Raw genomic sequence first — 10,704 nt, 5'->3', positions numbered from 1 at the left:
ATCTCACACCTCACAAAGGGCCTGACAGAAACCCAGGCCCTGAAGGCTCGAAAGCAGCACTACCGCGTTCAATCAAGAGAACAAGCAATCACTGCTCATCCTCATCCTCCTCATATTCCATATCTGCCTCATCCGCATCATTCAACGGCACCGTCGCATCGTCCATCAGCGACCCCGGATCCTCGTTTCCCGGATCATTGATAAACGGCAAACCGCTCGGGCCTTTTTCTTCCTTGCCTTCGGTTTCGGGAGTCATGGCAAACCTCTTCAACTTGTTGGTTGTATAACGTTCGAAAAGCCCCACAGCCAATCGTTCCAGAGCCCGATCGTCAGAAACGAAAAACCCGGCGCCAGGCCGGGTTTGTTTTCGAATACTCAATCAGTGATGGCGGTTTTTTATGTTTGTACTTGTTGTGCCTGTGACCACCACCGGAATGAGCTTTGCCGCCATCGCCACCCAGGTTGTTGCCCACTGCACCACCCGCCGCACCACCCAAACCAGCACCGATGGCCGAACCGGTGGAGCCGCCCAGGCTGTTGCCGACCACCGAGCCGCCGGCAGCGCCGAGACCACCGCCAATGGCGGCTTCGGTGCGATTGTGTTTATTCGCCCCGACCGCGCTGCCCGCCGCGCCACCGACGCCTGCGCCAACCGCGGCACCAGTGCTACCGCCGAGCTGGCCACCGACCACGTTACCGAGCACACCGCCCAAACCGCCACCTACGGCGGCGCTGCCATCTCCGGCGGCCATCGCACCTTGAGCGATGAATAATCCGAAAAACAGTGCAGACAATGACAAGCGCATTTGAACCTCACAGTTCCCGAATCGGGAGGGGATGCCCACAGGGGCCTATGTCAGATTGGAGACATTTTTCGGGAAAACGTTCAGCCATGAAAAATGCCCGACATCGAGCCGGGCTATTTCTGACAAACGTTCGCTATCAGTGACGCTTGTGCCCCTTGGACAGGTTGGCGCCGACGGCACCACCGGCAGCGCCACCCAGACCGGCGCCAATGGTCGCGCCATTTCGGCCACCCAGGCTGTTGCCGATCACCGAACCACCGGCCGCGCCAACACCACCGCCGATAGCCGCTTTGGTGCGGCTGCCCTTGCCGGCTGCCATCGCACTGCCGGCCGCGCCTGCAACACCGGCACCAATCGCTGCGCCCGTGCTGCCGCCCATCTTCTGGCCGACCACGTTACCCAGCGCGCCACCCAGACCGCCGCCGAGTGCAGCAGTGCCTTCACCGGCGACCGCACCTTGAGCAACGAGAAGCCCCAGAACCAGAGCAGGCAATGTTAGACGCATGACGAAAACCTCGAAAATAGGGGGGATCAAAAGGGGCCGAGATTGAAAGCTGCCGACGCGCTGAAGTCCAGACAAATCAGCTATCGCCGCACACTTGGCGCCGATTGGACAGCGATTTGGCAAAAGGTTTAATCGCAGGCAAAAAAAAAGCCCGCTGGGGAGACGGGCTGGAGACTTGCTTTCTAACGGATGGCTTCACCCTACGACCGTGGACGTGAAAAGTTTGTGAAAAACACCAAACCGGGCCAAGAGTTTGTAGGAGATTTCCTTTTCATAAACAGCAGGCATAAAAAAACCCCGTTCATAGACGGGGTTATCAGTCTCACTTCATTTTCTTGAGCGGGCCGAGACCTTTGGAAGGAATTTGGCTTTCGGCCCCTTGGGCGCCGTGGACTTGATTTTGCCGGTCTGCACCGGATCCTCGCCAAAGCCCGATTGGTACTCCGTCTGGCCGCAACGGACACAGTTGTTGAATGAAAATTCGGCTCCATCATCTTCGATATACGGATCAGTCATAGCCTCTCCCCTTTGCAATGGATCGACACCGGCAAAGCCCTTTTGCCTGAAAAAATATCGACCTCCAAGGCTTTTGAGACTAGCCGGTCATTACCGGACTTGTGGTTCAGTTCGATCGATGCCCGACGAATGGCCTACACCTGCTCAACATCCGAACCAACCGTTGATCTCTCAACGCTAAAGATTCCCGGCCACAGGCCGTTGCCCTTTTTCATACAAATGAATCTCAAGGAGAGAACATGAAAATCAACGGATTCCCGGAAATGCCTGTCGTAAAACTCACGGACGAACAGATCGCTGCCGGCAAAGCCGCCGGTGAGAAATTCAAGGAAAAGCTCGCTTCAGGCGACATCACCATCACCTACCCGGACAAACCGGTTCTGACCCCCGGCGTTGTCTACCACCCGAGTCAGCCTGCCAATCCAACGCCCTCCACCGGCACCCCGCCTCTGGTCGCGATCGATACGCCCCTGACCTATGACGCCCACGGGCTTGTCATCCTCAAGCCTCAGGGCTGATCGAAAGCAAAACGCAAAAAGCCCATTCATCGTCTGAATGGGCTCGCTTGAACAAGCGACTACATCAATGCAACTTGACCGCCGTACCCGTCGCGAACACCACAACCATGCCGCCCTTGCCCGCCGGCATGCTGATTTCGAAATCCAGCCCGACCACCGCATCCGCCTGCAACGCCCGCGCCCGTTCCTTGATCTCGTCCGTCGCCTGAACCCGCGCCTCTTTCAACGCACGCTCCAGCGTCTGCGAGCGCCCACCGAAAAAATCGCGCATGCCGGCAAACATGTCACGGATCACATTGACGCCCTGCACCGACTCCGCGCTGACAATGTCCAGGTACGCGGTGATCTGTCGGCCTTCAATGGCGTGAGTGGTGGAGATGATCATGGGAGCAATCCTTTTTTCTACTGATAAAGCGGCGATTGTAATGCGCTATGGGAAATCAGGCCGAGCACTCGCGCACTTCCGTGACGGATTAAAATCCAGACGCCAGAAACCACAAAACCCCTGATCTCTTTCGAAATCAGGGGTTTTGCGTATTGAATTTGGCGGTGAAGGAGAGATTCGAAACTACCCGTTTACGGTTTTTTGAAGCATACCCCCCGGTTTATAAGGGCTGCAGAGGAGCGGAATTTTCAATCTCAGTCCCATGCCAGTCCCATGGGTTTTGTGCACCTGTTTACAGAACGGGGTCGCGAAGGCCATTTCGACGTTTCATGTTGACCCATGGGAAAAAGGTAATTTTGGTAATGCGCTGAGCGCAATTCGCTGCAGGCCTTTAAATCCGGTTCGTTCAGCGATTTAAGTGAAGGTAATAATGAGGTAAGCAAATGGTTAGAAAATTACCTTCTATGTGAGTAATTCCACATGGCTACCAAACCCAATGAAATAAGGCCTTTCAGAAATTATTACCTTTGTCCTTACCTAAAATTACCCCTTGAGGTAATAGCGTAAAGCCAAGCGCTGCGAGGGCTGCAGCCCGTTTCTATCCCTCGCTTACCAAAATTACCTTTTCCCCAGCCCACGTTTGAAAATGGGCAACGACAACGCCTGTTTTCAACAGCTTTTCGCGCCTTCTAAATTGGCGCTGATCGTCACGATTTCTTGGTAACGCTGTGCAATGCCGGGAATTACCGTGGAGTCAAGCAGGCCGGGGCTTACAGCCGTTTTGCAAGCGGGTTGGAGGATGCTGGATTCGCGACTTATACGAACAGCTCTGAAAACGAAAAGACCCTATTCAGCAGGTTTTACAGACCGAAGCCTCTTCAGGCCGGGCCTCTCCCTCCCTTAACCAACTCGCCGCCGTTCTGTCGCGCTGTGCAACGTCCCTGCACTTTTTTGCAAAACCTTGCACTCCGTGCAATCGACAGTATTCACACAGCCCCCGCAGCGGGCGTGGGTAGAGCAGGCAATTGCGCCGTTCTGGACTTTGCACAAAAAAGGGACGCAAAGCCCGTCGGCGGGAGGGGGATAAGTGCTTTTTCTTTGAGTTTTTGTTCAGAGCTTCAAAGCTTCGAATAGATAGGTCGAAATCGCGGATGTTGCGATAACATCCCAGGCACCGATGTCCATCTGGCATCAGAATTAAAACTTTGTATAAAGCAGGTGCGAAAGAACACATATGTGGGAAATTGAAACAACAGATGAGCATGAGATAGGTAAATTATTCATCATGATCGACACATGCGTGTGGCTCGATCTCGCGAAAGACTATCGGCAAAGATCCACAATAGATGCACTTGAGGAACTGACTGAAACTGGGATGTTGGAATTACTGCTCCCACAGCAAGTAATCGATGAGTTTGAGCGAAACAAAGATCGCGTCGTCAAGGAAAGCGGCCAAAGTTTATCGAGTACCTTCCGACGGGTTCGGGAAGCCGTCAATCAATTTGGCAAACCTGAGGGGCATAAAGAGGCTCTAGCCCAAATCGGTGATCTAGACCATCGTATCGCCACACTCGGCGAAGCGGTGAATGAATCCATCAGCCGCATCGAGGCGCTGTTCGCAGGCTCGAAGAGACTAGAGACCACCAATTTCGTTTTGCTTGCTGCCGCCAAGCGAGCACTTGACAAACGTGCACCGTTCCACAAATCGAAGAACAGTATCGGCGACGCCATTCTGATCGAGCTTTACGCGGTTGCATTAGCGGATTGCAAGGACAAACGAAACCGCTACGCCTTCGTCACACACAACAAGCATGACTTTAGCTCAGGTTCAGGCGATGAGCGCGCGCCTCATCCCGACATAGCATCACTATTCAATGGCAGTTGCTCAACCTATTCTGTCAACCTCAACTTGCTTCTCAACGAGCTTGTACCGGAATGGATTGAAGAGCTTCTGGCAGAATACGAATATGAAGATGAACCTCGCAGATTATCCGAATTGGTAAAACTGGAGCGGAGATTCGGACTACAGGTATGGTACAACCGCCACCGTGAGCAGCGGATTGCACTCAAAGAGGGGCGTTCGAAGATAGTTCCATTTGCTCAATGGTTCAGACAAGAATGTGATGCGAACGATATTTCGGATGAATGCTGGCCGGGCGATCTTGAGGCGGCTATACGTGCGGAGGAAGAGCTAGGCGCCGAGAATCTTGGCCCTTGGAGCGATTTCGAATTGGGAGTTATAAATGGCAAGCTGAACGCTATCCGATGGGTGCTCGGATACGAACTAGACATGCTTGGTACTTGAGCACTTTGTCACAGCCCCTACTCATAAAAGTATGACCGGCCCCTTCATTTTCCAAGGATCCGGTCAACGCTGACCTACTCAACTACTTGCGCCCTTTTGCTCTTTAGGACGAATTTAAATTGTGTCAGTGTGTTTGCAAGACATAGTCTTTAATCCCATACTGAACAACAACAAATTTGTCCTTGTCGAGCTTCACCGGATTCGCTGTACCCATCGGCTCTCGACACTTAAATGAAAAACGCCCATGAATATCGCATGATCCAACTATCGACCTCAAGAAAAGATCCTCAAGAACATCCTTAGGAACAACATCCTTACAATTGCTTTCAATTATTTTTAAAGCATCCTCATACTTAGTTTTAGTTCTCGCAATTTCCGTGATGGCACCAAAGATATTTTCCACCTGCGTACCAGAATAAAATGAAGATAATTCATTTTTAACCTCCTTTGCAAGCTCCCTAGCATAGCTAACGCTTAGCGTATTTATTTCATACCTTGAAAGGGGAAAATTATAACTTCCATTTTCCAACGGCTTAAAAAAAAGCAACAAATCCCTAGGACGAAACAACGTTTTATTCACGACATGTTTGAAACTTGAGCGCTCACCACTCATATTATCTACAAGCGCCGACCAAGGATCTTCTGAATCAAACGACTTACCAGCCTTATTGAATGCGTAAGCAATGCGCTTGTTTATAAAACGCTTTAAACTAAGCTTATCTTCAAAATCAGCGCCAGAGTAATCCTCTTGGTACCAATTAATCTTTATAGAATATGACGCCAAAATCTTAGCCGTATCGGCATAGCGAGCAGATATATAAGACTCTATATCATCGCGGAGCAATATTATTGCCTTCGCTCTTATCTCATTCGCACCGAACACCGTGTTATTGACCCTTCGACACGCTCGAATTAGACTAACTAGCGAATCAGAAGACTCCCTGCTTGATGAATTAAACCAAACATCTAAATCATCAAAAAATATTGAATAAGAATTTTTATTATCTCGCTCAGCGACTGAGCTTAGAGCCGCCACTATAACCTCTTCCAAATGTGGAAGAAGCTTATCAAAACTTGCTCTTTCAGATTTAATCTCCAAACTTCGATTCATCTTTAGCCGGAAAAATCTTTTAAACTGCTCAATGCTAACATCAAAGCCATGCTTTTCGACAAGACCTTTTATTTCAAAGTCTTTAATATTTATATAACCTGAGTTTTTATTCAGAAATTGCCTCAACAATTCATAACTTTTATCCTCTTGAATTGCGGCATTATTACTGAACATCTTTAGTATATTTGTGTATATCAGCCACAAAAAAAAGCTTTCACTATCAACTGAGCTCTCTTTGCCCGCTACTGACTGAATTGCCTTCTCTATTTGAAATTCACTCGCCCTAATAAACTGACTGAATAGATTTGGCGTAGATTTTGATTTAGCGCTAACAAACTCTGCAAAAGCACTTTTCCCCGACCCTTTCCGACCTATAACAATAAACTGCTCGGTACTCAGCGCTGGCATTAGCTTATGATAATCTTCATACACATCAAGAATAGAAACACGAGATTGAATAGTGGATTCGGCTTCAGCTTCAGGAGATCCTAAGAAAACTGGCACGGAACGCTCAGACTTAAACAACTCACCAAAAACCATATAAAAATCCTTTTATAGTAATAACAATAGTTTTATTCTCTTTCACTTGGATCGCAAAAGCGCCGCGACCTAGCGATGCGTTTGAGAGAAAGTTTGCATCCATTTCAAAAAAAAATCTAATGATCTCGATGAGAACGTTTCTGGCGCTTACCTCCTTGGATCTAAAGCCATCGTTCGCTCAAGCTAGTCTTAGAGAGTGATCAACGCCAACGCATTCGCCATTTCCGTAGCATATATCGCCTTTTTCTTGAATTCTGCATGGTCTGCCGGGCTCACCACTGAACCAGCTAAGTGAGTATGCTCAGCCAATTGTTCGCTCAATTGTTTGATCAAGACGATCAAGTCGACCAACAATTGAAGAACGTTCAAATCTGTGGACCCCAGCCAACTCTTCGGCGCCTGATAACTCTGGCTAACGCCGGCAACACTACCGCGAGAGCCTTCAACTCTTTCCTGCATATTGCCACCCACCGTGGCCCTGTACTTTCGCCCGGCAACCACGTTCAGATCGCGCCCAGTCGCCTGTTGCAGGTCGCCTAACGCCGCCAGGCTCGCAGATCCGCCCGACAGCAGCTTCAACGCGCCCAGCGCCTCGATCTTTTTCACACCACCTACCGTCTCGGTCGAATGGTCGTCGACGGCCCGAGCGTGGCTCTGGAACTGCTCGCGGTTGTCCAGGGCTTCAACCTCACGTTCGATCGCTTGATCCCGGATCTTCCCATCGGTCTGGCGTAACCAGTTACCGTCCGCGTCGACGCGCTGCTGTGCCGTGCCGCTGTGCTGCCACACCTGGTCGCCTTTCGGCACCTTCGGCATGCTCAGACCGTGCGGCAGAATCGACTGAATGTAGGGTTTGTTCGGCAGGCCGTAGGCGAAGCACACCACAACGCGCGTGCCTTCCTCCGGAAAGGCATAAATGCCCATGTCCTCGCCCCCCGTAGGCAGCGGCAGCGGAACACCGGTAAGCGTCGGGATGGCTGGATCTGGCTCGTCATCGGCACCCAGGACTTCAATGTCGACCGCGTAGCGCGGACGGAAGTCGTCGCAGATCCCAGCATCTGCCGGCGCATCGGCGACGGCGATGACGCGGGCGAAGCGTGGTAGGTGGTAACCCCCAGTGAGTTCGGGGAACTGGCGCTCTACAGCGCGGCGGATTGCGTCTTCCATCGGATGGCCATCTGGTCATTGGCGAGTGCCACACTGGTGACACGTTCGCCGGCGTTGATCGTTGCACCCGGTCGCAGGCCAGGAAGGGCCGCCACCATTGCGCTCTGGTTGCCCTGGTAGCCGTCAAACAGCTCCGTGGGGATCTGCAGCGCCGCCCGGGCGCCAAAAAAACTGTCGGCCCAGCTGCCGGCGAACACTTCGCCGTTGCCCAGCTGGTGCCAGGTGAAGTCGGGAATACTGAACACTCGGCCCAGGCTGTCCATGGCCTGGTAGCCGGCAGCAAGGCTGTAGAAGTACGGCGCCTTCACGCCAGCGTAAGGCTGATCGGGAACACGAAAACGCAGGCCCGTCTGCTCGCTGATCGCAGCCAGTACGGCGCGCAGATCGACGTGACGCAGGTTCAACGGCAGCGGGTTGGCCAGCACAGCAGCCAGCTCACGGCAGAACAGCACCTGCTTTTTGGCATTGGCGGCGGTGCAACGCTCGACGTAGCCGATGAAGTGGCGCTGCAGCGTGCGGTCGTTGTAGCCGATATCCAGCGTCACCAACCCTTTCAGCGGCTCAGCAGACTGAACGGTGAAGTTCGCCCGCCCTGGACTGGTGGCGTCCAGCCGAACGTCTTCCTTGACCAAGCGAACAGGCGCGCCATTGATCGACAGAACCTTGTGCAGTTTCACGTCTGCTCACTCCCCAGCCACTTATCCACGCGGCCCAACACCTTTTCAAAGCCGCTCAGTTCCGGGTTGTCACTCGAACCTGAGCCGCCCCCACCTTCGCCCACCGCACTGCCCGGGGCGCCCTGGGCGTCGACCTTGTTGCCGGCGCGTCGACCCTCGACCTTTTCCGGGTTCGATTCGCGCTCGCTGAGGGTGAATTGCACCAGCCAGGCTTTCAGGTTGTCCGCCTCTCGGGCGCTGACGCCTTCGGAGAACTCCACCTGGCGCACGCCGAAGGCCTCGGCGGTGTCGTTCACGACGCGGTACAGATGCAACTCCCCACCGCTCGCCGTGGCTTCGGCCAGGCGCATCAGATCAGTCAGTTGCACCCGATCTACAAACGGGATCATCAGCGAAACGGCCAGCATCTTGGGCTTGAAGCCCTTGTGGGCCTTGTCGGTGTTGCTGGTCTGCCCCGACATGTCGCCGCTTTCGATGCGCAGATTGCCGGTGACCTTGAGGTTTTTCCCCAGGACTTTTTGCCCGTCGAGTAAAAGCGTCATAGGCCCACCAGTTCCTGTACAAAACTCAGACCTTCCTTGGTGCCGACCAACAGCATTCCCGCGCACTGCACCCACTCATGCCCAGGGGCATCGCCGCTCAGCAGCTCCTGGCGCAGCTCGCTGCAGTTGCCCGGGCCAATCAAGCGCGCCCGTATGCTGACGTCGGGGTTCCCCCCAGCCAGCAGGTTTTTCAGCTCAGCCAATTGTTGATCCCGTCCCTGTTGCTGTGCCGCCTTGCGGGCGGCCAGCGCAGCCAGATCGCCTAACGGCGAACTGTCGGCGGCGTAGCCCTCCAGCACAGCCAATTGGCCGGCCATCGATTGCTTGGCAGCCTTGACCACCGTGCAGCGCTCTAGGGGCAGTCCTTGCCAGCGCGGCAGCGGGCCGGCGCTGGGGATCTCCCACTTGTCGCTTTCCAATTTCATCAGGTGCTGGGCGCGCCGCTCCGTGCGCACCAGGTCGGGAATCGGTAGCAATGCATTGAACCGCGACAGGCCACTGGCCAACTGTTCCAGGCGCGTGCCCAGGAACAGTATCGACAGCGCGTATTGCGGCCCCGCCGGACGCCCGGAGTCGGTCGCGTCTTCCAACTTTCTGGCCAGGTGTTCCAGGACGTTCGGCGCAGATAGGAAACGCTGGTAGTCCGTGCCCTGGCCGATGCCGCTCTGGAATGGCGTCACCACCAGACACGCCGGCACTTGGCCCAACTGCTCGACCAATGCCGCCCGGCCCGCTGCGATCGCGCCCTTGGCGGCATCACCGACCGGGCCCGGGTTGGTGATGGCCAATCCGTTCAGGCCGGCCAGGCGCTGGGCGGTGCTGGCCAGCTCGCCGCCGGCCAGATCCTTGGCCGCCGACAGCTTGCCCATCCATTGCGTGGCCTGTTCCGGCCAGCGCATTGTCACCGGTGCCCAGGTCATGCCGGAGGCGTCCAGGTGATGGCCTTCATTGCCTTGAGGTCTTTGTCTTTCAGCGCGCCGGCTACTGCCTGACGCAGCGCCTCGGCCTGTTGCTGCGCCGCCTGCCGAAACCGCACCAGGTCATGACTGACCTTCTGCAACTGGGCGATAGTGTGAGGCCGGAAAGCCAGCACCTGGTCGACGCCGGTACACGGGTAAACGTCATCGAGTCCCAGCAACACCTGGGCGTTCAGGTTAACCTGGTCATCGATGGCGCTGCTGTAGCGGTGCACGTCGCCCAGGGCGCTGGAGTTGAATCCGCCGGCGACGTACTCGGCGCAGTCGGCCCCGATCATCTGCAGCTTTTTGTCCCGCAGCGCAGCCAGCACGGCATCAATGTCATCGACCCATCCGCCGTTCTTCCAGATCTGATTCGGCCCAGGCTTATTCATGGTGTGCCCCGCCGGCACCGGTTCGAAACCTTCGAGCGTGCGCGGTTCGCCGGTCGCAGTGTCGTACACCACGACGCCGCCGAAGTAGTCCACAAGCTGCCAGGCTTTTCCGTTCCACCACGCGGCCTTGTGTTCGGGAGTCGGCGGCGGTGCTATCTCCACGCAACCGCCTGGGATCATGTACACCCCCGGTTCCAGCGGGGATTCGTCAGCCTTCACTGCACCAACAAGGATGCCCAGGTGGTTGGTCTGATAGACAAGTTTCTCAGTCATGCTCGATC

At 54.5% G+C, this 10,704-nt stretch carries 13 protein-coding genes; 2 read left to right on the top strand and 11 right to left on the bottom strand.

Features of this window, described 5'->3' with window-relative positions:
• Positions 1-88: 88 nt before the first annotated feature.
• The 4 genes from LOY52_RS09140 to LOY52_RS09125 form a co-directional block, all read right to left on the bottom strand.
• Complete coding sequence (locus LOY52_RS09140) at positions 89-256, bottom strand: hypothetical protein (protein ID WP_003223252.1); 168 nt, start codon at positions 254-256, stop codon at positions 89-91.
• A gap of 73 nt (positions 257-329) precedes the next feature.
• Positions 330-806, bottom strand: coding sequence for a YMGG-like glycine zipper-containing protein (locus tag LOY52_RS09135; RefSeq protein ID WP_258679146.1), 477 nt, complete (start codon positions 804-806; stop codon positions 330-332).
• Between the two features lie 136 nt (positions 807-942).
• On the bottom strand, positions 943-1,311 hold the full coding sequence (locus LOY52_RS09130; RefSeq protein WP_007960728.1) for a glycine zipper domain-containing protein: 369 nt from the start codon (positions 1,309-1,311) through the stop codon (positions 943-945).
• 327 nt (positions 1,312-1,638) lie between these two features.
• Positions 1,639-1,827: a hypothetical protein gene (locus tag LOY52_RS09125; RefSeq protein WP_007960727.1), complete on the bottom strand. Its 189-nt coding sequence runs from the start codon at positions 1,825-1,827 to the stop codon at positions 1,639-1,641.
• A 239-nt stretch (positions 1,828-2,066) separates the two neighbouring features.
• Between LOY52_RS09125 and LOY52_RS09120 the strand changes: the two genes are divergently transcribed.
• On the top strand, positions 2,067-2,345 hold the full coding sequence (locus LOY52_RS09120; protein ID WP_258679145.1) for a hypothetical protein: 279 nt from the start codon (positions 2,067-2,069) through the stop codon (positions 2,343-2,345).
• 64 nt (positions 2,346-2,409) lie between these two features.
• Here the strand turns inward: LOY52_RS09120 and LOY52_RS09115 are convergent, their stop codons facing one another.
• Positions 2,410-2,730 (bottom strand): YbjQ family protein, encoded by a 321-nt coding sequence (locus LOY52_RS09115; RefSeq protein WP_202369645.1) that lies wholly within the window; start codon positions 2,728-2,730, stop codon positions 2,410-2,412.
• A gap of 1,234 nt (positions 2,731-3,964) precedes the next feature.
• On the opposite strand from LOY52_RS09115, the gene LOY52_RS09110 reads away from it, so the two are divergent.
• Entirely contained in the window at positions 3,965-5,035 is a 1,071-nt protein-coding gene (locus LOY52_RS09110) for a PIN domain-containing protein (RefSeq protein WP_258679144.1), read from the top strand.
• 124 nt (positions 5,036-5,159) lie between these two features.
• Here LOY52_RS09110 and LOY52_RS09105 read toward each other — a convergent pair whose 3' ends face one another.
• From LOY52_RS09105 to LOY52_RS09080, 6 genes are all read right to left on the bottom strand, one after another.
• Positions 5,160-6,686, bottom strand: a complete 1,527-nt coding sequence (locus LOY52_RS09105) for a P-loop ATPase, Sll1717 family (RefSeq protein WP_258679142.1) — start codon at positions 6,684-6,686, stop codon at positions 5,160-5,162.
• A 189-nt stretch (positions 6,687-6,875) separates the two neighbouring features.
• Positions 6,876-7,853, bottom strand: coding sequence for a hypothetical protein (locus LOY52_RS09100; RefSeq protein WP_258679141.1), 978 nt, complete (start codon positions 7,851-7,853; stop codon positions 6,876-6,878).
• Positions 7,826-8,530, bottom strand: coding sequence for a hypothetical protein (locus LOY52_RS09095; RefSeq protein ID WP_258679140.1), 705 nt, complete (start codon positions 8,528-8,530; stop codon positions 7,826-7,828). Before LOY52_RS09095 ends, LOY52_RS09100 begins: the two co-directional genes overlap by 28 nt.
• The gene (locus LOY52_RS09090) at positions 8,527-9,072 is read right to left on the bottom strand and encodes a DNA-binding protein (RefSeq protein WP_258679138.1); all 546 of its coding nucleotides are present in this window, start codon (positions 9,070-9,072) and stop codon (positions 8,527-8,529) included. The genes LOY52_RS09095 and LOY52_RS09090 overlap by 4 nt, the downstream gene beginning before the upstream one ends.
• On the bottom strand, positions 9,069-9,992 hold the full coding sequence (locus LOY52_RS09085; RefSeq protein WP_258679136.1) for a hypothetical protein: 924 nt from the start codon (positions 9,990-9,992) through the stop codon (positions 9,069-9,071). Before LOY52_RS09085 ends, LOY52_RS09090 begins: the two co-directional genes overlap by 4 nt.
• Positions 9,989-10,696, bottom strand: a complete 708-nt coding sequence (locus LOY52_RS09080; RefSeq protein WP_258679134.1) for a hypothetical protein — start codon at positions 10,694-10,696, stop codon at positions 9,989-9,991. Before LOY52_RS09080 ends, LOY52_RS09085 begins: the two co-directional genes overlap by 4 nt.
• Between the last annotated feature and the right edge of the window lie 8 nt (positions 10,697-10,704).

It is taken from the genome of Pseudomonas sp. B21-051 (assembly GCF_024748795.1).
Classification (GTDB): domain Bacteria; phylum Pseudomonadota; class Gammaproteobacteria; order Pseudomonadales; family Pseudomonadaceae; genus Aquipseudomonas; species Aquipseudomonas putida_A.
The sequence above is the reverse complement of the archived record's forward strand: the minus strand, read 5'-3'. Positions and strand labels throughout refer to the sequence as shown.